The sequence below is a fragment of the Sphingomonas sanguinis genome, assembly GCF_019297835.1.
Classification (GTDB): Bacteria; Pseudomonadota; Alphaproteobacteria; order Sphingomonadales; family Sphingomonadaceae; genus Sphingomonas; species Sphingomonas sanguinis_D.
On record NZ_CP079203.1, the window covers coordinates 317,208 to 340,000 of the forward strand.

The window sequence follows — 22,793 nt, forward strand, 5'->3', positions numbered from 1 at the left end:
CTCACCCAGCTCCGACTAAGCCTTTGCTGTCGCAAAGGCCAAGTCTGCGCAACCCTCTCCCCTCAGCGAGGGGAGAAGGAAGACAAATGTCGAATTGGTGAAAGAGGCGTCCGGCCTCGGCCGGGCGCTTTTGCGTATCCGGTGCTGCCCAGTGATGCGCAAATGTCGCACACGTTTGCAATTCTTCCCATCGCTTGCGCCTCCGTGCCGACAAATCCGACGCAGGTCTAACAACAGCATTGCATTGGTAAGGCCATTCGGTATGTTTGGTTGACAAGGCAAGACCGGCCAAGACCGGCGGCAATGGGAGGGAAGGATGAAGATGCTGCGTTCCACCGTGGCCCTGACGGCGATGATCGTATGGCTTTCCGCGGCAAGTCAGGTTTCGGCCCAGCAGGCCGCACCGTCGCCAAGCGACGAAGCGCAACTGACCCAGGAGGCGCAGGGACAGCCCGGCGGCCCCACCTCCAACGTCGCGCCCGACCCGGTCAGCGCCGGCGACATCATCGTCACCGCCAACAAGCGCGCCGAGAATGTCCAGCGCGTGCCGCTCGCCGTGTCGGTGGTCGCCCCGGCCCAGCTGGCGGCTGCGGGTGTCCGCAACTTCACCGATATCGGCAAGGTCTCGTCCTCGCTGGTCGTCCGCCCGGCCGAACAGCCGCAGAATTCCAACATCTCGCTGCGTGGCGTCGGCACCTTCGCCTTTGGCATCGGCGTGGAGTCGAGCGTCGCGGTGCTGGTCGACGAAGTGCCGCTGGCCTTCCAGGCGCGTGCCTTCACCGACCTGCCCGATGTCGAGCGGATCGAGGTGCTGCGCGGCCCCCAGAGCACGCTGTACGGCAAGTCGGCCTCGGCCGGTCTGGTCAACCTGATCACCCGCAACCCTACCTCGGAGCTGCGTATCCGCGCCAATGCGGTCGCGACAACCGATCGCGAGCAGGGCGTCAATTTCAGCGTGTCCGGCCCGATCAACGACCAGCTCGGCTATGTCGTGTCGGCCGCCTATAACAATTGGGACGGCAATATCCGCAACCTGTTCAACGGGAAGCGGGTCAATGGCCGCGAGACGCTGAACCTGCGTGGCAAGCTGCGCTGGGAGCCGACCGATACGGCCGCGCTCGTCATCTCGGGCAATTACGTCAACGGCAACACCACGGTCGGTCGCCCCTTCCTGGCGTTCGGGCCAAACGCCCGGCTGCGCGGCACCGCCGGGCTGACCCCGTCGGTCGTGCTGCCCGGCGTGGTCGTCGGGCCGGACAACCAGACGATCAGCAACAATTACGACTCGCGCACCCGGTACGAGGGCGGCGGCGGCTATATCCGTGGGGAGTTCGGCATCGGTTCGCTGAACCTCGTCACGATCAGCTCCTATGACCGTTTCCACCTGAACGATTATCTCGACCATGACGACACCTCGGCGCCCGGCAATCTCGGCAACAACACCCAGATCGGTGTGTTCAATTCCGAGCAGGTGACCGAGGAGGTCCGGCTGCAATCCGATGCCGACAAGCCGTTCCGCTATACGGTCGGGCTGTACGGCGCGAATGTGAAGTTCAACCGCCCGTTCCAGCGCGGGCCGTATTTCTCGCTCGCCAACTGGTACGCCACCTCGCAGTCGCGGCAGGTCGCGGCCTTCGCGCAGATCGACTGGACGATCGTGCCCGACCTGACCTTCACCGGCGGCGGGCGCGTCCAGAACGAGCGGGTCAGCTACACCTTCCGCGACAATCTGGCGGGCACCGCCTTTGCGGGCCATGCCAGCGACACGGCGGGCACCTATCGCGGCACGCTGCGCTATGATTTCAGCCCGACGATCAACGGCTTCGTCACCTATGCGACGGGCTATAAGGGCCAGACCTACGACCTGACGACCGGCTTCAATCGCAACCGTGCGCTGGCCGGCCCGATCCGCCCCGAGCGGTCGCGGGACAAGGAACTGGGCATTCGCAGCCAGTTCCTCGACCGCCGCCTGACCGCCAACGTCACGCTGTTCGACACCAACTACCGCGACCTTCAGGCCCAGACGATCGAGACGCTGGCCGACGGTACGTCCAATTACCGCCTGACCAATGTCGGCAAACTCAACACCAAGGGCGTCGAGTTCGAAGGATCGATGCGGTTCAGCGACAGCTTCAACCTGGGCGGCGCCGTCACCTATCTCGACGCGAAATATACCGAGTTCGGTGTGGCGCAATGCTATCCGCTGCAGACGGCGGCGCAGGGCTGCACCGGCTCCCCCGCCAGCCAGAACCTGACCGACACCACCGCGATCCAGGCGCCCAAGTGGAAGTTCAACGCCAATCTGGATTACTCGCCGCGCCTGACCGCAACGACGCGCGGTGTCGCGCAGGTGAACTGGCAGTATCAGAGCAGCCTGTATTTCCAGGCACGCGATCCGCAGACCTTTCAGCCCGCCTTCAGCATCGTCAATGTCGGTCTGGGCGTGCGCGAGGAGGATCGCCGCTGGGAACTGGTCGCCTTCGTCAACAACCTGTTCGACAAGCAATATTACGGGTCGCTGGTGAACACGGCTGGCAATTTCGGCAACAATATCGCGACCCAGGCGGTGCTGCCGCGTGACTTCCGCCGCTATGCGGGTATGCGCCTCGGTCTGAACTTCTAATGCGCCGGGTCGGTCTGGGCCTGGGGCTGGCGGCGGCGGCGCTCGCCGTCGCTGCCACGGCGCAGTTGCCGGGGGCTGGGCAGGGCGACGCCCCGGCCCGGCCGCCGGTCGATGCCCCCGAACTCGCCCGGCTGGGACGCTATCCGGTCGGCGTACAGCGCAGCCGGTTCGTCCAGCCGGGGCAGGCCGATCCGCTTCAAGGCAGGGACCGGCCCGCCATCGTCGATCGCGAGCTGCCGCTGCTGATCTGGTATCCGGCGGCCTCGGCGGGGCGGGGGATCACCTACAAGACCGCCTTGTCCGGCGAGGATGGCCAAGACGTGGCGTTCGACCTGCCCGGCCTGGCCTCACCCGACCGTCCTGTCGCGGCGGGTCGTTTCCCGCTGGTGATCCTGGCGCATGGTTATGGCAACACACCCGAAGTCCTGTCCTGGCTGGGTGAAAACCTGGCGAGCAAGGGCTATGTCGTCGTTGCCCCGGCCTTTCGCGATCCGCCGATCAGCATCCGCACCGATGCCGCTCGCGCCGGACCGATCGCCCGGCGACCGCTCGACATCGCCTTCGTCACCGCCGAGGCGCAGGCCCGCGCCGACCAGCATAAGGGCATATTCGCCGCCGCCGATCCGACACGGACCGCGCTGATCGGCTATTCCATGGGCGGTTACGGCGTGCTGACGGTCGGTGGCGCGCCGCTGAACCCGGCCATGGGCAAGCTCAGCCGGGATATCCTCACGCCCTTTGCCGCCGATTGGGCTAGCGAACTGCGCGCGAACAACCTCAAGGCCATCGTCGCGCTCGCCCCCGCCGCCCGCTTCGGCGCGGTGCCGATCTGGGCGGGGCAGGGGGTGGGCGCCGTGCCCGTGCCGACGCTGATCGTCGTCGGCGACCATGACCGCGTCGTCGGGCATGAGGCGGTGCGCGCCCTCTTCACGGCGCCCGCGCCTGCCCCGCGCTACCTGCTCACCTTCGCCCAAGCCGGGCACAGTATCGCGCTGCCCCCCGCACCTCCTGCGATGCGGCAGCGCTTCTGGGACATGGACTGGTTCGAGGATGCGGTGTGGCGGAAGGACCGGCTGCTCCCCATCCAGACTCATTTCATCACCGCCTTTCTCGACCGCTATGTGAAGGGTGAGACGGGCAAAGACGCCTATCTCAACGGGCTGACCGTGCAGTCGGACGCGGGCCGCTGGCCGGGCGCGCCGGTCGGTCGGGTGGCGCAGTATAGCCCCGGCCCGCCCGCCTCTACCGTGTGGAACGGGTTCCAGCCCGGCCGCGCGGTCGGCATGAGCTTCGAATATCGCCCCGCCCCCGGCTGGCGATGAATCGGGACAGGGTTTAGAACGACGACCTAGGCTGGCGGTCAGGATCGGCCGAATGACGGGAGAGCGACGTGATGGGCAGGACCATTTGGGGATATGCCGTGGCGGGCATGATGCTGGCCACGGGTACGCCGCTCTTCGCACAGGATGCCGCGCCCCGGCCCGGTCCCGTTCTCGCAGCGGCCGATCTGCGCGACGGGACCGACCTGTCCGGTCCCTGGCATTATTCGATCGACCCGTTCCGCTCGGGCATTTCCGGGTTCCACGGCGGAATGCCCGATAGCGGGCAGCAGCGCTGGAAAGATGTCGACGTCCGCGCCGAAATGGCGAAGGACAGCCGCGTCCTCTACGAGTTCGATCTCCCCCATTCGCCACTGACCTCGCTGCCGTCGTCCTGGCTGACCCAGGCGCCCGAGCTTCGCCATTATGACGGGCTGATGTGGTATCAGCGGACCTTCGCCGCACCCGCCGTCCGCAAGGGGCGCTATTTCCTCCGTTTCGGCGCGGCCAATTATGCGACCATCGTCTATCTGAACGGCAAGCCGGTCGGAAAGCATGAGGGCGGCTTCACCCCCTTCGCCTTCGACATCACCGGTCTGATGCGCGACGGCCTCAACCAGGTCACGGTCGGTGTCGACAGCCAGGCGACCGAGGCGACGGTGCCGCCGCCCGTCACCGATTGGGAGAATTATGGCGGCATCACCCGCCCGGTCCGGCTGATCCAGACCCCGGATACCTATGTCGACGACGCCTGGGTCCGCCTGACCCGCGATGGTCGCATGGTGGTGGACGTTCATCTCGACGGCCCGCAGGCGGCGAACCGGCCGGTGCGGCTGCGCATCGCCGAGCTGGGGCTGGACCGCGCGGGCACGACCGACGCCAATGGCGACTGGCGCGCGACCATGGCTGCCCCTCGTGCGCTGGTCCGCTGGTCGCCCGAGCGGCCCCGGCTCTATGACGTGGCGGTCACGGCGGGCGAGGACCAATGGCACGACCGCATCGGCTTCCGCACCATCGAGCGGCGCGGGGCCGATATCCTGCTCAACGGCAAGCCGATCTTCCTGCGCGGCATTTCGATGCACGAGGAGGAACTGGGCGTCGATCCGACCCGCGCCATGACTCGGGCCGCTTCGCGCGCATTGCTCAGTGAGATCAAGGACGGGCTGCACGGCAATTTCGTCCGGCTGGCGCATTATCCGCATTCCGACGTCACGGTGCGGCTGGCCGACGAGCTGGGCCTGATCGTCTGGAGCGAGGTGCCGGTCTATTGGCGCGTCGCCTGGTCCAACCCGGACACGCTGAACCGTGCGCGGACGATGCTGGCCGAGAATATCCTGCGCGACCGCAACCGCGCCTCGATCGCGATCTGGAGCGTCGCCAACGAGACGCCCATGACCGATGCCCGCAACGTCTTCCTGCGCACCCTGGTCGGCGATGTCCGTCGGCTGGACGATACGCGGCTGGTCAGTGCCGCGCTGCTGGTCGAGCGGGGGGAGGGTGCCGATCATCCCGTGATGACGCTCGCCGATCCGCTGGCCGATGCGCTCGATGTCATGGCGATCAACACCTATAATGGCTGGTACACCCAGGATCGCCTGACCGATCTGGCGCGCAGCGAATGGCGCGTGCCCGCCGACAAGCCGCTGATCTTCTCCGAATTCGGCGCCGATGCGCGGGCGGGTTTCCACGATCCGGCGAACAAGCAGAAATTCTCTGAGGATTTCCAGGCCGATTATTACCGCGCCACGCTGGGCATGGCGGACCATGTACCGACCTTGCGCGGCATGTCGCCCTGGATTCTCAAGGACTTCCGCTCACCCCGCCGCCAGAATCCCGATTTCCAGCAGGGCTGGAACCGCAAGGGCCTGATCTCCGAAACCGGGCAGCGCAAGGAGGCGTTCGGGGTGCTGAGCGATTATTACGGAACCAAGGCGGGGCAGCGATAGGCCGAATTCCAAAGGCTTGAGCCCGAAAGCGGGGTGGAGGCGTTAAGCCCGCCATGACCCAGGACGACGAAAAATGGATGCGCATGGCGATCGAGGTGGCGCGGTCGAAGGGCTCCGATCCCTCGACCTCGCCGCTGGGCTCGGTGATCGTGCTGGACGGGCGAGTCCTGTCCGCCGAGCGCAACCAGACCGAGGAACTCCCCGATGCCACCGCCCATGCCGAGATGATGGCGATCCGCCGCGCCTGCGAAGGAGAGGGCGAACTCGAACTGCGCGGCGCCACGCTTTACTCGACGCTGCAACCCTGCGGCATGTGCACCATGGCGTCGATCTGGTCCAAGGTCGGGCGGGTCGTCTATGGCGCAGGCCGCGATGACGTCCACCCGATGTATTTCGAGGCACGGCATGTCGACACGCTGGGCTTCATCGCCGATGCCTATCGCGACGACATCGTGATCGAGGGCGGCTGCCTGCGCGAGGAATGCGCCGCGCTCTATTACCCGCCCGACGCCGACCTGCCCGAGGACGAACAGGCCAACCTGTAGAGCCTGCCGAATTAGCCCTTGCACCGCCACCCCCGCTTCCCCTAAGGGCAACCCCCTGTCGGGGAGTGGCGCAGTCTGGTAGCGCGCCTGCTTTGGGAGCAGGATGTCGCAGGTTCGAATCCTGTCTCCCCGACCATATCCAAAGAACCGCGAAACGTCGTTCAGAACCGGAACCGCAGCTCGGCCAGCAGAGTGCGCGGTTCGCCGGGGAAGCTGCCGCTTTGTAGCGAGAAGCCGGAGGCGGCGTAGCGTTTGTCGAACAGGTTGTCGACGCGTAGCAGCAGCTCCATGATCCCCAGGGACTTGGTGATCGACGCATCGAAGATCATGTAGGGCTGCACGGCTTGTCCGGACAGGCTGACCCGGCTGGAAAGATATTCTCCGCCGAACCCGATCGCGGCGCCGATCGGGGCTATTTGATAGCGGGTCCAGAAACCGAGCTGGTGCCGGGGGGCGTTGGCGAAGCGGTTGCCGACCGCATTGGTCAGCGACTGGCCGGCGACCGTGCCGGTGATCCGCGTGTCGTTATAGGCGTAATTGGCGAGCAGTACCCAATTGGGCGTCAGATCGGTTGCCAGGTCGATCTCAAAGCCCTTGCTCGTCACCTCGCCGATGGGGCGGAGCTGATCCTGCCCGTTGACGGGGGCGAGGCTGGGGTCGACCTGCAGCAGGTTGCGGCGGATGATCCGATAGATGGCGGCATTGGCCTGAAGCCGTCCGCCGAGCAGGACCGATTTCACCCCGCCCTCGATCTGCCCGCCCGTCACGGGGGCGAAGGGGCCGCCTGCATCGCTATTCTGGCTGGCGGCGCTTTGTGGCTCGAAACTCCCCGACCAGCTGGCGTAGAGCGACACGTCCGGCCGCGGCTTGACGATCGCTCCGGCGCGATAGGTGAAGCGCCCGTCGCCATAGGACGGGTTCGCCGCAATGCGCCCGGCGGTGCTGGTCGTCACCCCGTCATCGAACCTGTCGTAGCGGACGCCGCCGACCAGCAGCAGGGCATCGGTGATGCTGATCTGATCTTGAAGATAGGCGCCCTTGCGCTTGCTGCGCGTGTCGGTCTTGGCGAAGGGCAGGGCGGCGACGCGCGCCACGTCGCGGCCCGTGACGGTATAGACCGGCTTGCTCAGGCTCAGCGGGGTGACGCCGGACCGGAGGATGCGGGAGTTCAAGATGCTCGTCTCGTCATACCAGTCGGCGCCCAGCTGAAACTTATGGGCCAGCCCGAGCAGCCGGGCTTTTACCGTGGCGTTCGCCATGAAGGACAGGCCGTCCACGTCGCGGATCTGGTCGCGGAACTCGCGCGCGATCAGGTCGGAACTGCTGGGGACGAAGCCGCGTGCTTCATGATATTGCTGCGTTTCCCGGGCCTTGAAATAGCGCGCGCCCGCATCGAACGTCACCGCCTCGCCGATGCTGGTGGCATAGCGCGCCTGATAGGCCTGCGATTTCAGGTGGAGGAAGTCGGTCGGCTCGTTGGCGTTCCAGCGTATGTCGGCCAGGAAATTGCCGTCATTGTCGACCGGCACGCCGCGCAGCCGATTGCCGCGCAGGAAATTGTCGTAGATCGTGGCCTGGACGGTCAACTTGCCGCCCTCATTGGTACGGAACGACAGGCCGCCATCGCCGATCAGCGATTTGCTTTGCGTGTTGTAGCGGAACGGCGACATCGCCTCGTAAAAGCCGCCCAGGCGATAGGCGACGACGCCGTCCGCATCGACCTTGCCCGTTGCCTGCGACGAGATCCCCGCGCGATCATAGGAGCCGAGCGTCGCGACCGTGCGCAGGCTGCTGATCTCGCTGGGCGTCTTCGAGACGTAGTTGATAATGCCGCCGGGCGAGCCGGGGCCGAAGAACAGGCCCGCCGGTCCCTTCAGCACTTCGACCCGACTGACAGTGAACAGCTGCGGCACGGAAAAGCCGATAAACGGATTGCCGCGCTGGCCGTCGTAGAAGGACTGGTCCTGCCGGAACCCGCGAAAGGTGATGCCAGCATAGCTGAAGGCGCTGACCCCGGAGATGTTGCGATAGATATCGGTCGCATCGCGAGCACCCTGATCGGTGAACAGCTCTTCGTTGATGACCTGCAACGCCTGCGGGATGTTGAGCGGATCTTCGGGGGCCTTGCCGACGGTCGTCGTGTCGACGCGGTAGAGATGCTGTGCCCGGCCGGTCACGATGATGTCGGCAGTCTGCACATCGCCCTCGACCGGATCGTTCGCCGTTTCCGCCATGGCGGGCGTACAGAGCATCATCGCCGCCAGACCGGCAGCATAGTTCAACGAATTCACGATCGACCCCTTAATGCTATTGGCTCGCAGTAACGAGAGTCGTTTGCAGGCGCAACCCCGGAAGGGGAACGCGGGGCGGTGCCGTGAGAAGCGATCGGCGTTTACGAGCTTTCTGTGACGTGGTCGGCGGCATAGGCCTGGGCGAAGGCGCGTGGTCCATCTGCGCTGTCGATACGGAACAGAACCGTCGCGCCTCATGCCCATGTATCTGGATTACAGCGGTTTATTTATGTGGGATTCCGCGACGGATGGAGTGGATCTCCTGCCGTTCGGCGTTCAGCGCCTGCGCGATGATCGCCAGTCCCTGGTCGAGGTCTTGACCCGTGCCGCACACGAAAATATCGATCGCGGCATAGCCCGTCTCGGGCCAGGAATGGATCGACATGTGCGATTCCGCCAGCATCGCGACGCCGGTGATGCCTTGTCCTTCGCCGAAGGGGTGCAGGTGCAGTCCGATCAGCGTCGCCCCGATGGCCAGAACGGCGGCGCGCAGCGTGTCCTCGATCAGCGCCGCATCGTCCAGCCCGCTACAGCCATAGAGGTCGGCGATCAGATGGGTCCCCGCCTGGTTCATGCCCGGCCGCCTTGCAGCCATGCCAGCGCCTGTTCGGCGGCGACCGCGCCATGGTGATGCGCTTCCTCGAAGATCGAGATGCCGCTGAGGTCGGAATGGGCGAAGAACAGGGGCGGTCGCGGCTCGGCGGCCTTCGTGCGCGCTTCACCCCAGACGAAGCCGGGTTCGGGCCGGATCATGGCATGTCCCCAGCGCCAGAGGTCGATCCGCCGGATGGCGCCGTCCAGGTCGGGATTGGTCGCCAGCAGGTCGTCACGCACGAACCTCTGCCACTCGGCCAACGAGCGTTCCAGCATCAGCCGCCGGGCGGAGGCCGGTGCCATTTTCGATAGCGGCATATACCAAGTCAGGACGGTCGGCCCCGGCGCCGTGTCCAGCGACTGGTGGTTCGCCACGACATAGCCGAGAGACTCGCTGGTCGCCGAGACATTGTCCCATGCCAGATCGAAGCCGGGACCACCCGGCGGTCGGTCGACGGTGACATTGGCCACCACCCACGGCGCGTATCGGAAACCGGTCGCGTCGACCCCATCCACCAGACGCGCCGTCACGAAGCGCGGCGTCGCCAGGATCGCGGCTCTCGCGTGCCAACGGGTCGAATGTCCGCTCGCTACGTCGTAACTGTCGACCACGACCCCATCGCCTTCGCGCGCCACCCGCCAGACGATCCGCCCGGTGTCGATCGAACTGCGAACGCGCGCGGCCATGGCGCGGGTCAGATGAGCGTTGCCATCGGGCCAGGTCAGCACCAGTTCGCCGTCGACATCGGCGGCGGCCCCACGCCGTCCCGCAAAATAGTGGATGCCCGCCCAGGCCGATACCTGATCCGGCTCGGTGCCGTAATCGTCGCGACAGGCATAGCGGACATGCGCGCGCAGCACGGGCGAACGCCATCCCTGCCGGTCCAGCCACTCGGTCATGCTGATCCGGTCGAGCGCCCGCAGATCCGCCGCTGATGAGCTGAGCGCGATCGGAATGGCAAAGGCGGGCTTGCCGTCGTCGCGGCGATCGCGAAACGCCTTCATCGCGGCGAAAAAGGCGGTGAGGTCGTGGCGATCCCGCTCGCCCAGCGCGACGCGCGGCACCAACCCCTCCTGCCAGCGACCGAGACGGAGCAGCCGCTCCTCGGGGTTGGAGACGACCTGATAGGGATCGAACAGGGGCTTTCCGCCCTGCCAGCCGGTGATGATGCCAAGCCGTTCGAGCAGCGCGATGATGCGCGTCGCTTCCGGGTTCGGAATGGGCAGATAATGTGCACCGAGCGGATAGGCGGAGACGGCATTGCGTCCGCCCCGCGCATTGCCGCCGGTCGAGTCCTCCAATTCGAGAAGACGAAAGCCGATCCCGGCATCGGCCAGCGCCCAGGCCGCCGACAGCCCTGCGACGCCACCGCCGACGATCACGACATCGGTGCGCCGCTCCTCGGACGGCTTCGGAAAGCCGCCGTCGCGCAATCGGTGTCCGCGCGTCATATCCGTCCCGCCGAGCGTCCCCGGCATGGCCGGATGCGAACAGCCGTCGAGCAGACCGGCCGCGGCGCCCGCGATCAGGGTGCGGCGGGTCAGCCTCATCCCTCTACCTTCGCCCATTCTTCCTCGAAGCGGCGGACCAGCACCTGATTGTCGAGCCGGTTCACGCTGACCGGCCGCCGTGCCATGTCGCGCGGAAAGGCAAAGGCCAGCCGCTCGGTCACCGGATCGAGGAAGCGCAGACCGCCGGGCAGCCGACCCTGGGCGGGGAGGGGGCCTATACCGGCCAGCACGAAGCCCCACTCGCCGAAACTCGGCACATAGACATGATAGCCGCGCGTTGTGAAACCCGCCGCCTCCATCGTCGTCGCCACCGTCCAGAAGGCGTTGGGGGCGATCAGCGGCGACGTGCTCTGGACGCTCACGACCGCGCCGGGGGCCAGTCCGCGCGCCAGCTCGCGATAGAGGCTGACGGTATAGAGTTTGCCCAGCGAGAAATTGGTGGGGTCGGGGAAATCGACGATCGCCGCATCGAAACGCCGCCGGTTGCCGCGTAGCCAGCTGAACGCGTCGGCATTGACGACATGCACCTTGGGCGAGGTGAAGGCATGGGCGTTCAGCGCCGACAGCATGGGGCTGTTGCGGAACAGCGCCGTCATGGCGGGATCGAGGTCGACGAGGGTGACCGATCGCACAGCGGGATATTTCAGGATTTCGCGCACCGCCAGCCCGTCGCCGCCGCCCAGTACCAGCACGTCGCGCGGGGTCGCGACACGGCTCAGCGCCGGATGTACCAGCGCCTCGTGATAGCGATACTCGTCGCGCGACGAGAATTGCAGGTTGCCGCTCAGGAACAGGCGCAGGTCGTCGCGTCGCTTGGTCACGACGATCCGCTGATAGGGGGTGGAGGCGGCATAGATGATCGGGTCGCCATAGGCGGCGATCTCGGCGGTGCGTTGCAGCCTCTCCGACCAGATAAGACCGGCGAGCAGCCCGACCGCAACGGCGATCGCGACCATCAGCTCGCCGCGCAGCCTGCGGCCCGGCAGACGCAGGATCAGCGCGATGGCGACCGCGACGTTGAACAGTCCGAACAGGAATCCGGTGCGGATCAGCCCCAGCTTCGGCACCAGCAGCAACGGGAACAGCAGCGACGCGGCCAGCGCGCCGACATAGTCGAAGGTGAGAACGCGCGAGACGAGGTCGCCGAACTCCAGCCGGTCCTTCAGGATCCGCATGAGCAGCGGGATTTCCAGCCCGACCAGCGTCCCGATTGCGACGACGATGCCGTATAGGGGCAGGCGAAAATCCGCCACCCGGTCGAACAACAGGAAGAGCAGGGCCGCCGAGGTCCCGCCGATCACCGCAACCAGTATCTCGACCCGGACGAACACCGCCAACTCGTCGCGACGGACATAGCGCGAGCACCAGGACCCGATGCCCATCGCAAACAGATAGGTGCCGATGACCGTCGAAAACTGCGTGACGCTGTCGCCGAGCAGGTAGCTCGCCAGCGTTCCCGCCAAGAGTTCATAGACGAGGCCGCAGGTCGCGACCACGAACGCGGACAGCAACAGGGCCGCATCCGCGCGCGGTGGCGGCGCGCCGGTCGGCATGGGACTGGACATGCGATCAGCCGTGGATCGCGGCGCCGATGATGATCGCGATGGCGATGGCGATCGCGCCGCCGAAGATCGCGACCGCCTGGTTACCGCGACAAATCTCGCCCCAGAGATCGGCCGGGGTCAGCCGGTCCCAGATCCAGAAACCGACCGCGAAGATGAGGATGCCCAGCCCGGCATAGAGCAGGGTCGCGAGCAGCACGGTGGTGGACAGCATTCCTTGCTCCATCATTTGTGGGTGGGACCATGAGCGCCACGAACGCCGCCTCCGCCATGGGACGTGCCCGTTCCGCTCTCGGCGAAGGGCGAATAGCCGCGCATCGTGGCGAGGGCGAACAGCGCCACGACGGCCAAGCAGAACAGCGCATAGAGGATCGTTGCGAGGCGCATCAATCGTCGTCCCTGACAGGCGCGAGCCGCCGATGTTCGAACCGGAGGTGACGGATCGCCAGCAGCACCGGCCAAAGCGCCAGCGCGAGGATGGCGAGGACCATCGGCCCGACGAAGCTGCCCCCAGTCGCCAGCCTCAGCGTGACGGGGACCACCTGACCCGTTGCAGGCGGCGCCTGCGCCCCCGTCCAGCCATGGAAGGATGCCTCGACCACCAGATCATAGGTGCCGCCCGGAACGCTGGCGAAGGCGATGTTGGGAGAGCGATCGCCTTCCGACCAGCTGCCGTCGGAGTCGCTGCCGCTATAGCGTTCGGCCAGTGCATAAGCGTCGAAACGGCGCTGCGTGTTGCGGCCGACCAGTGCGTAATCCAGATCGACCCAGCCATTATCGAGCTCACGCGCCTCTGCCGCGATCGTCACCCGATTATAGGGCGCGGGCAGCGACACCTGGGCTACAACGCGTTCGATCGGGGCCGCGTCCACCGTCAGCGCGAAGGTATCGGTCAGCAGCGTCCGCCGCGCCGGACCTAGGGCCACCAGGACGGCAATCAGCGCCAGCATCGCGGCGGCGAAGACGACACCCGCCTCGCGGAGCGGTCGCATATGGGGCGAGGGCTCGTGCGGCGACGGGGTGCCGTGGGATGGCCGCGCTCGCTGCTCGATACCGAACGCCTTCTCCGCTTCACCCATGTCGAGCAACGTCAGCAGCGTCCAGGTTCGCTCATGCTCGTTCTGCTCGCATGTCAGCATCGCGCCGGGGCGGACATGGTCGCTCGCCTTGACCCGTTCGCCCATCGCGACACGCCAATAGAACTCGCCAACGACGAAGTTCACCGACGCATCATAGGCCGCGCCGAAATTGTGATAGCCCAGGCCATCGAGCGTGCAGCCCTTGAATGCCCAATCCGGCGTGCGATCGACGACCTGCCCCAGGCTGAAGCAGCGACCATCGTCGACCAGAAAGCGATAACCGGCATAGGGATTGAACAGCAGATATTCCTGCCATCCCGCATATCCGTCGGTCCGCTCCAGATAGCCGATGACCTCCCACGTCTCGCCCCGCAGGGTCCCTCGGGTTCCGAGGGGGATCTGGGGGCGGAGCATCGCCCGATGGGCGGCGGCGATGACCCGGACATCGTCGCGCGTGGTGTCCAGCGTCGCGCCGCAATGCTCGCAGATCAGCGACACCGTCAGGCCGCCCGCGCGTAGCGCGATCGTCCCGCCGCATTGCGGGCAGATAAGGGCGCGAACGGTGTCGGTCATCGACGCGTCCTCATGCCGCATAGTCGGGCATCGGCCAGCCGTCGAACCGGCGCAGCCCCGTGGCCGCGATATCGGCCAGGGTCACGTATCGGCCCGTAAAGAGGCTGGTTCCCACGCCATCCCGCTGGATGCTGGCGCAGCGGCCGCCGCCGCCCGTCAGGTCGATGCTCAGTGCCTGGCCGCCGCTCGGCAATGGGGTCGGCAATTCGCCTTCGCTGGCGACGCATTCGACGTGGCGGACATCCGTGACCCGGTAATTGGCGCCCGCAATCTGCGCCTGCTCCCCGATCGACGGCGTGCCGCCCGCCGCGATCTTCCGCCAGACACTCGCCAGCTTGGCGTCCTCTCCGGCGGCGGCGAGCAGCATATAGCGGCCCATCGCCTCGCCGAGCCACCAAAAGCCGCCCGTATCGACGGCAGCATACCATTCGTTCCACGCACCGTCCGTCCAGCGCCAGCGCACCCGCCCGACCAGTTCGAAGCGATGGCCGTCGAAATGCCCCCGCGCGCCCAGTTGCAACGGGCTGACGTCGTCGGGCACCGCCGCGACCTGGCCGACACGGCGCAGCGCTTCGCCATCCCGGACCAGCAGGCTTCGGCAATAGTCGCAAACCCGGCTCGGCAGCGCGGAACGGAACGCGACCGGCGCACCGCATTGGGGACAGGCAGGCTGGTCCATGTCAGCCGATCTTGGCGAGCAACGCTGCCTTCTTCGCCTCGAACTCCTCCTGGCTCAATGCTCCCGCGACGTGGAGTTTGTGGAGCTTCTCGATCAGTGCGAACGGGTCTTCGGCAGGCGGGGAGGGGGCGGGCGGGGAGGGGGCGGCGCTCGTTCCGCCCGCCAGACCCGATGCCATCGCCTGACCCAGCGCCGCCCCCGCAGCGGCACCTGCGCCCAGAGACGCCATGCCGCCATTCTGCCCCGCCGCCGCGTCGATCGCGTCGGCGGCCTGGAAGCGGACATAATCGTCGAGGTTGCCGATGACCCGCATCGCGCTCGCCTTGTCGAAATGCGCCTGAACCTCGTCGGGCAACGACACGCTTTCGACGAAGAAGCTGGCCATCTCCAGCCCCCATTGCGCAAAGGCGGGCGCGACCGCGAGACGCAGGCGGTCCGACAGCGCCTGCTGGTCGCCAGCGAGGTCGACGAACGCGATCTCGCTGCGGCCCAGCTCACTGGCGATGGCGGTGGCGATCGCACCACGCAGCTGCGGTTCCAGATCGCCAACGCGAACATGCTCCAGCGTGCCCATCACGGTCGCCTTGAACCGTGGGACGTCGGCGATGCGGAACGAATAGCTGCCGAAGGTGCGCACCCGGATCGGTCCGTAATCCTTGTCGCGCACGGTGATTGGCTGCGCCGTGCCCCATTTGAGGCCCGCATGTTCGCGCACGGTGAAGAAATAGAGATCGGCCTTGAACGGCGATACGAAGCCCTTGTCCCAGTTCATCAGCGCGGTCAGCACCGGCAGGTTATCGGTCTCCAGCGTATGGCGACCGGGCTCGAAGGCGTCGGCGATCCGCCCCTCCTCATAGAAAAAGGCGATCTGTCCGTCTCGAACGGTCAGCGATGCGCCATTCTGGATCGCATGGTCGCGCATGGGATAGCGCAGCGCTAGGTCGTCCGGCGCCTCGACCCAGTCGATGACGTCGATGAACTGTTTGCTCAGAAAATCGAACAGACCCATGCGCACTCCCCCTGCGGGCCGAACGCTACTGGGTCGGGCGCGGAAAGCAATATCCGCGTCGCCGAACATGGCCGGGCGGCAGGGGGGAGGTCGGGCCGCACATTCTGCGCGACGTGCCCGACTTTTTTGGTTAGCGTTCCGCTCGCTGATTCCGTCCGTGATCGAGTAGTCTGTATGCGTATTATCCCGTTATCCCATCTGCTTCTGATGGGTGTCGCGACAATCTGCGCCATCCCCGCCCCGGCCGCCGCCCGGTCTTTCGAACTGGTCGAGCTGCAAAGGGAGATGAATGCGCTGCTGGCGAACCGTTCCGGCGAATATGGCATCGCGGCGATCGACCTGGACGATGGCTCGACCGCTGCGGTCAACGGCCAGATCGCCTTTCCGATGGCAAGCACGGTGAAGCTGGCCATTGCGGGCGCCTATCTGGCGGAGGTGGATCAGGGACGCCGTAGCCTGAACGATATCGTCAACGGCCGTACCGCCGCCAGAGCCATGGAGGCGATGATCGTGCGCAGCGACAATCTCGCCGCCGATCAGCTGTTCGCCACGCTCGGGGGCCCGGCCAAGGTCCAGCAATGGGTGTTGTCGCACAATATCAGTGGAATGCGGATCGATAGGACGATCGCGCAGCTGCTTCGCGAGCGGGGCCATCTGGCCGATATCAAGGATGTGGCGACGCCGGTCGCAATGGTCGAGTTGCTCCGGACGCTTGACCGGGGAACCGCGCTGTCGGCGCAGAGCCGCGCCTATCTGCTGGGGTTGATGAGCCAGTGCCGGACGGGCACCCGGCGCATCCGCGCGCTGCTTCCCGTCGGAACGCGGGTGGAGGACAAGACAGGCACGCTCGACGGCATCACCAACGATGTCGGTTTCATCACCATGCCGGATGGCCGCCGCGTCGCGATCGCCGTCTTCGCGAGGGGAGGGCGCGACCGCCAGCCCGTCATCGCCGAAGTGTCGCGCATGATCTATGACCGGTTGGCCGACGGCGTGCGCAACGCGGTGGCCGCCTTCATGAAATTGCGTTGAGTCGGCGGGCGGCGACGGCCGGGATATAATCTGCGGCTGGCACAGCCTTCGACTGACGGGCGTGATTGGTCTTTACATGGTCTCGCCGGACTGCGCGGGTCCGATAGCTGGTCCTTTCGTTTCTGGAATGGGGCGCTGGTCGACCGCTGAACGAATGGCGGCTGAGTCGAGATGTGCCGGAGCGATCGCCTCGAGGCATAGCGAGTCGCCGCTTCTCCTCATGCTTCCCATCCGAAGCAGCTAACTCGACGAGTTTTGTCTTTTTACTTCATATGGTTAATATATTTCGGACTAGGGCCATACTGTCCGGCTTAAGACATGGCCAGTCCGATGACTTCCGAGCATTGTGTTGTCTCATGCTCGATATGCTTCAAAGAATAATGAATGATAACGCTATCAATACTTGCCAAAAACCATCGGCTAAGTTGTTGATCTATCATGAACATTGAAAAGGCGTATCATCGATCTGCCCACGAAGTGTGACAAGTGGTATCGTACCATTGCGAAACCTAAAAAAACATGATCCAAAAGGTTTGGCGGCGGGGGAAGCGGCAAAAGGCGCTAGCCCGCCCCGGGGAATGGTAAGAGATATTACCATATAAGGGGGAGTAACTATATGAGAAGCATTGGAATTCTACTCGCCACCAGCTGCGTTGCCGCGATATGGGCAATGCCGGTGGCCGCGCAGATCGGGCAAATCACGTCTGGCGCCGACACCGACAAGGCCAAGAGCGAGAGCCAGAAGCGCGCCGAGCAACAGAATGCGCGTTTGGATGGCGGCGATCAGGGCAAGGCGTCGGAAACCGGATCGAACGACGTCGTCGTCACCGGCTCTCGCATCGTCAATCCGAACCTCGCCTCGGCCGCGCCAATCCAGGCGATTTCCGCCCAGGAAATCAAGCTGAGCGGCGCGGTGAACGTCGAGGACGTGCTGAACCGATTGCCGCAGATCGTTCCCTACGCGCCCCAGGCGGATGACGAGGGCAACGGCACCGCCAAGGTCAGGCTGCGCAACATCGGTGGATCGGGCGGCGCGGCGCTGGTGCTGGTGGATGGTCAGCGTCTCGGTGGCCAGGTGGCGACCGACGTCAATTCGATCCCGCCTGCGCTGATCCAGCGGATCGACGTTCTGACCGGCGGCGCTGCGGCCGTCTATGGCCCGGACGCGCTGACCGGCGTGGTGAATTTCGTCCTGAAGAAGAATTTCAAGGGGCTGCAGGTCGACGCCAATTACGGCTTCTTCAACCACCTCAACCGCCGCAATGTCGTGACCGACACCGCCCAGTCGCGCGGCTTCGCGGTGCCGCTGGGCATGACCAATGACGGCGGTCGGGCGACCATCAACGTGACGGCGGGGACCAGCCTGCTCGACGACCGACTGTCGCTCTCCGGCTATGCCAGCTATCGCCATACCGACAACCTGCCCTATACCTCGCGTTCGACCCAGGCCTGTCACCTGATCCAGGCGGGGATCGACCAGCCGCTGAACTGCGACAGCACGCTCTATTCGGTCAACGGCGTCATCCAGAGGCTGAGCGACGGCGCGCTGTTCACCAACGCCCGCGACGGCAGCCGTAACTTCAGTCCCTACCGCAACACGCAGGATGCGACGACCGACCGGCAGAACCGGATGGACAGCAGCTATCAGATGCTGCGCGGCAACGAGCGCTACAATGCGGGCGGTTTCCTGTCGTTCAAGATGACCGACTGGGCCGAGCTGTACGGTAGCTATATGTACACGAAGAACACCAGCCAGGGTACGTACAGCCCAGCGACCGCGCCCATCTTCGCGACGGACAACGGCTATCAGCTCAACTGCAACAACCCGCTGATGTCGGCGCAGCAGGCCCAGATTCTGTGCGGCGCGGCGGCCGGCACCTCGGCGACGGTGCCGATCGATTTCGGCTATCGCTTCGCGAAGCTTGCGACCCAGACCATCGACTATCAGCAATTCTACCACCGGGCGACCCTGGGGGTGCGTGGCGATTTTGGGGGAGCCTGGCATTACGATGTCGGCGGCGTCTGGGCCAAGGCGCTGATCAAGAGTTCGATCAACCGCAACTGGGACCCTTCGCTCGACAACATCGCAAAGGCGCTGAACGTCGTCAACGTGAACGGCGTGCCGACCTGCGTGTCGAAGGTCAACGGGACCGATCCCAACTGCGTCCCGCTCGACATCTTCCAGGGCGGCAACAGCGATCTGGCGTCCTATAACTATATCTTCCAATACGCACCGAACGGACCCACCCGGAACGTCAGTTATTTCCTGGACGGTCAGGCCAATATCAGCGGCGATCTAGGCCATTATGGCATTCGCTCACCGCTGGCGGCCGATGGCGTGCAGGTCAGCTTCGGGGCTGAAATCCGGCATGACATCGCGAACAATTTCACCAGCGCCGACTATAACAGCATCATCCAGAACACCCCCAACCCCTCCTCGTCGGCGCGGGGGACGCAGACGGCCAAGGAACTGGCGGCCGAAATCCAGGTCCCGCTGGTGCAGGACAAGCCCTGGACCAATCTGCTCGGCGTCAGCGGCGGCTATCGCGCGTCGAACTACGATACCTCGTCGCGGACCTTCTTCAGCACCTGGAAGCTGGAAGGCACCTGGGCGCCGGTGCGGGATATCCGGTTCCGCGTGGCGCGCAATTTCGCCTCGCGCGCACCCAATGTCTTCGAGGCGACGCAGAACATCAACTTCGGCCGCAACATCAACTTCCGCGACCCGTGCGGCCCCGGCGAGAACGGCGCCGCGCCGCTCGCCAGCCTTCAGGCGTGCCAGTTGCAGCCCGGCTTCCAGGCGTCGACCTATGGCAGTGCCTATCTGAACTGCCCGCAGGAAGGCTGTATCTATCGCTTCGGCGCCGTGGATCCCAAGCTGGGCCCGCAGACTGCCAATACCCTGACCTATGGTCTGGTGCTGACGCCCCGCTTCCTGCCACGGTTCAGCTTCTCGGTGGATCATTACGAGATCCGCTATACCAATCAGATCGTCGGTCTGGATCAGGACAGCATCGTCGGCAACTGCATCGGCTATGCCACCGATCCGACCGAGCTGAACCGCATCTCCTGCCAGCAATTCGTGCGCAACGGCGATGGCAGGCTGTTCGGCAACATCAACAGTCCGAATTCCGGCTTCGTCAGTTCGCTGGTGCTCAATGTGCCCAACCAGACCGGCACGACCGGTTACGACTTCCAGGCGCATTACGACCTGCCGGTCGCTTCGGGCACCTTTGCCACCGACTTCAACGGCGGCATCGTCAACAGCGCGGCGTCGGTTTCCAACCAGTCGGGCAATGTCGGCTATTTCGGAGACGGCGTGGGCAATCCCATTCCGAAGTGGCGCCACAATCTGCGCGGCACCTTCACCGGGGCGGAGGGCGTGTTCCAAGTCTCGCTGAACTGGCGTTACATCTCTGGCACCACAAGCGGCACGCTACGCGATCCGACCAAGGTCCAGAAGACGTTCGCGCATATCCCTGCCTACAGCTATTTCGATCTGGCGGCGAACGTGAACATCGCCAAGCGGATGACGCTGGGTGTTACCATCAACAACCTGCTCGACAAGGATCCGCCGATCATCCCGGCACGAGGCGGTTACGGCCAATATTCGATCAACGGGTGGCAGAACTCGCCCGTCAATTTCTACGATATCTACGGCCGTTATATCCAGTTCTCGGTCACCACCAATTTCTGATGACCGATGCCATGGCCTGCGATCGTCCATTCGCATGCCATGGATGATGAATAGCATGGTCCCCGGTGACGCCTTCACCGGGGACCATGTCGTATAGGCAGGCCTATTACCGAAATTTCCGTGGGCCGACGCCTCAGGCATTTCGTTCGGGCGTCCCGAACGATAAAGGCATCGCGATGAAAAGCCCGTGCATCAGCATATGCCGTTTCGACGGCCGCACCGGCTGGTGCGTCGCATGTGGACGGACCCTGCCGGAATGCCGCGAGTGGAAGAAGGCACCTCGACCAAAACTGCTGGCGATCAGCAAGGCTTTGCCCGCGCGGCTGGCGAAGCTCGACGCGCGCGGAATACGCGTGGTCGAGGACAGCATCGCATGATCCCCTTGCACGGTAGAGAGAAGCCGATGGCCCACTAACTAACTTAGTATAAAGCCGAAATGGGGGCTTTGTGCCAGTTTCGGCAAAGGGCGTGCCCGGCGTCGGGGCTATCTTCGACAGGCAGCATGGTGCTGCATGTTGAGAGTATCACCGATGACCGCTTATGACCCCAACCTGGTGAAAGACCTTCGCGACGATCGCGCCACGTCCCTGTCCCAAGCCGCCCACGCCCTGAGCTTCGATCAGCTCGTCTCGCGCTATGACGGCCGGACGCAGACTCTCTGGACCGACATGCGGCCGCGCACCCGGCCCAGCTTCAACCCCGACCTGTTGCGGGACTTCGAACGCTGGCAGGACGGTATCGTCCAGGCGGTCGATACGGGCGAGCTGCCGATCCGTTATCTGGTGCTCGGCTCGCGCTTTCCCGGCGTCTTCTCGCTGGGCGGCGACCTGGACCTGTTCGCGCAGGCGATCCGGGACCGCAACCATGATGCGCTCGCCCATTACGGGCATCGCTGCGTCCATATCCTCTACCGCAACATGCGTGGCCTGGAGCGGCCGATCGTCACCATCGGTCTGGTCGAGGGCGATGCGCTGGGCGGCGGGTTCGAGGCGCTCTTGTCCTTCCACGTCGTCATTGCCGAGCGGGGCACCAGCTTCGGGCTCCCCGAGACGATGTTCGGTCTGTTCCCCGGCATGGGGGCGCATTGCTTCCTGTCGCGGCGGCTGGGCGCGGCGCGGGCCGAGCAGATGATCCTGAGCGGTCGGACCTATAGCGCCGAGGAACTGTACGAGATGGGCCTCGTCCACGGTCTGGCCGAGCGGGGCGGGGGGCGGCAGATGGTCGCCGACTATATTCGCCAGAACGATCGGCGGCACAGCGCGCATTGCGCCATCTATGAGGCGTCACGCGCGGTCAATCCGCTGCCGCTGGAGGAACTGGAGGGTGTGGTCGATCTTTGGGCGGACGCCGCACTGCGCCTGACGGAGGGCGATCTCAAGCGGATGGAACGGTTGGTCGCGGCGCAAAGCCGTCTGCGCGACAAGATGCAGGCGTAATCAACCGGCCTCGGGCAGGGGACCAGCCTGCCCGAGGCTTTCCTCGCGGGCTGCGGTATGGGCGAAGAGCGCGGCCACCTCCTCGGCGGGCATCGGCCGGGCCAGCAGATAGCCCTGCACGGAATCGCAGCGCGTCCGCCGCAGCTGTTCGAGCTGGGCAGGGGTTTCGACCCCCTCCGCGACCGTCCTCATGCCCAGCTTGGCGGCGAGCTCGACGATGGTCTGGACGATCGCGATCGAGGCGCTGTTATGCTCCAGGTCCATGACGAAGGATCGATCGATCTTGAGCGTCTGGAACGGAAATTGGGTCAGATAGCTCAGCGAGGAATAGCCGGTCCCGAAATCGTCCAGCGTCGTGCACACATCGATCTCGTTCAGCGCGGTCAGCGCCGCAAGCGACCGTTCGACATCGTCGAGCAGCACCGTCTCCGTCACCTCCAACGTCAGACGTTTTGCGGGCAGGCCGCTGTCCTTCAGCGCGCGCTCGACCGTGACGGTGAGGTCGTCGGTTCGCAATTGCACCGGCGACAGATTGACCGCGACCGTCACTTGCGACGGCCAGCTGCTCGCCGCGCGGCACGCCTGATCCAGCACCCAGGCACCGATGGGTACGATCAGACCATTTTCCTCGGCGATCGGGATGAACTCGGCGGGGGATACGGGGCCGAATTGCGGACTGTTCCACCGCAGCAGCGCTTCGCACGATGTTATTGCGCCTGTCGCCAGCCTGAAGATCGGCTGGAACAACAGATGAAACTCGCCCCGCTCCAGCGCGCCACTCATCGCGGCGGCGAGCTGGCGGCGGCGTTCGATCTTCTCGTCCATGACCGGCTCATACAGTAGGACTTGGCCGCGGCCGCTCTCCTTGGCGCGGTAGAGGGCCAGATCGGCATTCT

The 22,793-nt window shown here is 65.2% G+C and carries 18 protein-coding genes and 1 tRNA gene (1 of these 19 only partly in view); 9 read left to right on the forward strand and 10 right to left on the reverse strand.

What is annotated here, in order from left to right; translation table 11 throughout:
* The first annotated feature begins 322 nt into the window (after positions 1–322).
* The 5 genes from KV697_RS01350 to KV697_RS01370 all read left to right on the forward strand — a co-directional run bounded on the left by KV697_RS01350 (position 323) and on the right by KV697_RS01370 (position 6,569).
* On the forward strand, positions 323–2,623 hold the full coding sequence (locus KV697_RS01350) for a TonB-dependent receptor (RefSeq protein ID WP_219019787.1): 2,301 nt from the start codon (positions 323–325) through the stop codon (positions 2,621–2,623).
* The gene (locus KV697_RS01355; protein ID WP_219019788.1) at positions 2,623–3,945 is read left to right on the forward strand and encodes an alpha/beta hydrolase family protein; all 1,323 of its coding nucleotides are present in this window, start codon (positions 2,623–2,625) and stop codon (positions 3,943–3,945) included. The genes KV697_RS01350 and KV697_RS01355 overlap by 1 nt, the downstream gene beginning before the upstream one ends.
* 71 nt (positions 3,946–4,016) lie before the next feature.
* Positions 4,017–5,888 carry a glycoside hydrolase family 2 protein gene (locus tag KV697_RS01360; RefSeq protein WP_257575519.1) on the forward strand — a complete coding sequence of 624 codons (1,872 nt, stop codon included), beginning with the start codon at positions 4,017–4,019 and terminating at the stop codon, positions 5,886–5,888.
* A gap of 53 nt (positions 5,889–5,941) precedes the next feature.
* Positions 5,942–6,433, forward strand: a complete 492-nt coding sequence (locus tag KV697_RS01365) for a nucleoside deaminase (RefSeq protein ID WP_219019789.1) — start codon at positions 5,942–5,944, stop codon at positions 6,431–6,433.
* Positions 6,434–6,492: 59 nt separating this feature from the next.
* Positions 6,493–6,569: transfer RNA gene (locus KV697_RS01370), tRNA-Pro, on the forward strand.
* A gap of 25 nt (positions 6,570–6,594) precedes the next feature.
* Here KV697_RS01370 and KV697_RS01375 read toward each other — a convergent pair.
* The 9 genes from KV697_RS01375 to KV697_RS01415 form a co-directional block, all read right to left on the reverse strand.
* The gene (locus KV697_RS01375) at positions 6,595–8,724 is read right to left on the reverse strand and encodes a TonB-dependent siderophore receptor (RefSeq protein WP_257575521.1); all 2,130 of its coding nucleotides are present in this window, start codon (positions 8,722–8,724) and stop codon (positions 6,595–6,597) included.
* 223 nt (positions 8,725–8,947) lie between these two features.
* Positions 8,948–9,298, reverse strand: coding sequence for an adenosylmethionine decarboxylase (speD, locus tag KV697_RS01380; RefSeq protein WP_219019790.1), 351 nt, complete (start codon positions 9,296–9,298; stop codon positions 8,948–8,950).
* Positions 9,295–10,887 carry an FAD-dependent oxidoreductase gene (locus KV697_RS01385; RefSeq protein WP_257575524.1) on the reverse strand — a complete coding sequence of 531 codons (1,593 nt, stop codon included), beginning with the start codon at positions 10,885–10,887 and terminating at the stop codon, positions 9,295–9,297. Before KV697_RS01385 ends, speD begins: the two co-directional genes overlap by 4 nt.
* Positions 10,866–12,395 (reverse strand): polyamine aminopropyltransferase, encoded by a 1,530-nt coding sequence (locus KV697_RS01390; protein WP_219019791.1) that lies wholly within the window; start codon positions 12,393–12,395, stop codon positions 10,866–10,868. Before KV697_RS01390 ends, KV697_RS01385 begins: the two co-directional genes overlap by 22 nt.
* Before the next feature lie 4 nt (positions 12,396–12,399).
* On the reverse strand, positions 12,400–12,606 hold the full coding sequence (locus KV697_RS01395; protein WP_219019792.1) for a DUF350 domain-containing protein: 207 nt from the start codon (positions 12,604–12,606) through the stop codon (positions 12,400–12,402).
* An 11-nt stretch (positions 12,607–12,617) separates the two neighbouring features.
* Entirely contained in the window at positions 12,618–12,779 is a 162-nt protein-coding gene (locus tag KV697_RS01400; RefSeq protein WP_219019793.1) for a hypothetical protein, read from the reverse strand.
* Complete coding sequence (locus KV697_RS01405; RefSeq protein WP_219019794.1) at positions 12,779–14,044, reverse strand: DUF4178 domain-containing protein; 1,266 nt, start codon at positions 14,042–14,044, stop codon at positions 12,779–12,781. Before KV697_RS01405 ends, KV697_RS01400 begins: the two co-directional genes overlap by 1 nt.
* Before the next feature lie 10 nt (positions 14,045–14,054).
* Positions 14,055–14,723 (reverse strand): DUF4178 domain-containing protein, encoded by a 669-nt coding sequence (locus KV697_RS01410; RefSeq protein WP_219019795.1) that lies wholly within the window; start codon positions 14,721–14,723, stop codon positions 14,055–14,057.
* Position 14,724: 1 nt separating this feature from the next.
* Entirely contained in the window at positions 14,725–15,732 is a 1,008-nt protein-coding gene (locus tag KV697_RS01415; protein WP_219019796.1) for an SPFH domain-containing protein, read from the reverse strand.
* Between the two features lie 207 nt (positions 15,733–15,939).
* Between KV697_RS01415 and KV697_RS01420 the strand changes: the two genes are divergently transcribed.
* From KV697_RS01420 to KV697_RS01435, 4 genes are all read left to right on the forward strand, one after another.
* Positions 15,940–16,764, forward strand: a complete 825-nt coding sequence (locus tag KV697_RS01420) for a serine hydrolase (protein WP_257575525.1) — start codon at positions 15,940–15,942, stop codon at positions 16,762–16,764.
* A gap of 616 nt (positions 16,765–17,380) precedes the next feature.
* Positions 17,381–20,461 carry a TonB-dependent receptor plug domain-containing protein gene (locus KV697_RS01425; RefSeq protein ID WP_219019798.1) on the forward strand — a complete coding sequence of 1,027 codons (3,081 nt, stop codon included), beginning with the start codon at positions 17,381–17,383 and terminating at the stop codon, positions 20,459–20,461.
* Between the two features lie 176 nt (positions 20,462–20,637).
* The gene (locus tag KV697_RS01430; protein ID WP_219021168.1) at positions 20,638–20,838 is read left to right on the forward strand and encodes a DUF1289 domain-containing protein; all 201 of its coding nucleotides are present in this window, start codon (positions 20,638–20,640) and stop codon (positions 20,836–20,838) included.
* A gap of 153 nt (positions 20,839–20,991) precedes the next feature.
* Positions 20,992–21,897, forward strand: coding sequence for a crotonase/enoyl-CoA hydratase family protein (locus KV697_RS01435; RefSeq protein WP_219019799.1), 906 nt, complete (start codon positions 20,992–20,994; stop codon positions 21,895–21,897).
* Here the strand turns inward: KV697_RS01435 and KV697_RS01440 are convergent, their stop codons facing one another.
* Positions 21,898–22,793: the 3' portion of a putative bifunctional diguanylate cyclase/phosphodiesterase gene (locus KV697_RS01440; protein ID WP_219019800.1), read on the reverse strand. 1,066 nt of this gene lie beyond the right edge of the window; 896 of the gene's 1,962 nt are visible here — the last part of the coding sequence; its start codon lies beyond the right edge, outside the window; it ends in the stop codon at positions 21,898–21,900.

Excerpts from the sequence above, each read along its gene's own strand:
- KV697_RS01350 (WP_219019787.1), top strand. The coding sequence starts at position 323 with ATGCTGCGTTCCACCGTGGCCCTGACGGCGATGATCGTATGGCTTTCC.
- KV697_RS01355 (WP_219019788.1), top strand. The coding sequence starts at position 2,623 with ATGCGCCGGGTCGGTCTGGGCCTGGGGCTGGCGGCGGCGGCGCTCGCC.
- KV697_RS01360 (WP_257575519.1), top strand. The coding sequence starts at position 4,017 with ATGGGCAGGACCATTTGGGGATATGCCGTGGCGGGCATGATGCTGGCC.
- KV697_RS01365 (WP_219019789.1), top strand. The coding sequence starts at position 5,942 with ATGACCCAGGACGACGAAAAATGGATGCGCATGGCGATCGAGGTGGCG.
- speD (WP_219019790.1), bottom strand. The coding sequence starts at position 9,298 with ATGAACCAGGCGGGGACCCATCTGATCGCCGACCTCTATGGCTGTAGC.
- KV697_RS01385 (WP_257575524.1), bottom strand. The coding sequence starts at position 10,887 with ATGGGCGAAGGTAGAGGGATGAGGCTGACCCGCCGCACCCTGATCGCG.
- KV697_RS01390 (WP_219019791.1), bottom strand. The coding sequence starts at position 12,395 with ATGTCCAGTCCCATGCCGACCGGCGCGCCGCCACCGCGCGCGGATGCG.
- KV697_RS01395 (WP_219019792.1), bottom strand. The coding sequence starts at position 12,606 with ATGCTGTCCACCACCGTGCTGCTCGCGACCCTGCTCTATGCCGGGCTG.
- KV697_RS01400 (WP_219019793.1), bottom strand. The coding sequence starts at position 12,779 with ATGCGCCTCGCAACGATCCTCTATGCGCTGTTCTGCTTGGCCGTCGTG.
- KV697_RS01405 (WP_219019794.1), bottom strand. The coding sequence starts at position 14,044 with ATGACCGACACCGTTCGCGCCCTTATCTGCCCGCAATGCGGCGGGACG.
- KV697_RS01410 (WP_219019795.1), bottom strand. The coding sequence starts at position 14,723 with ATGGACCAGCCTGCCTGTCCCCAATGCGGTGCGCCGGTCGCGTTCCGT.
- KV697_RS01415 (WP_219019796.1), bottom strand. The coding sequence starts at position 15,732 with ATGGGTCTGTTCGATTTTCTGAGCAAACAGTTCATCGACGTCATCGAC.
- KV697_RS01420 (WP_257575525.1), top strand. The coding sequence starts at position 15,940 with ATGGGTGTCGCGACAATCTGCGCCATCCCCGCCCCGGCCGCCGCCCGG.
- KV697_RS01425 (WP_219019798.1), top strand. The coding sequence starts at position 17,381 with ATGAGAAGCATTGGAATTCTACTCGCCACCAGCTGCGTTGCCGCGATA.
- KV697_RS01430 (WP_219021168.1), top strand. The coding sequence starts at position 20,638 with ATGAAAAGCCCGTGCATCAGCATATGCCGTTTCGACGGCCGCACCGGC.
- KV697_RS01435 (WP_219019799.1), top strand. The coding sequence starts at position 20,992 with ATGACCGCTTATGACCCCAACCTGGTGAAAGACCTTCGCGACGATCGC.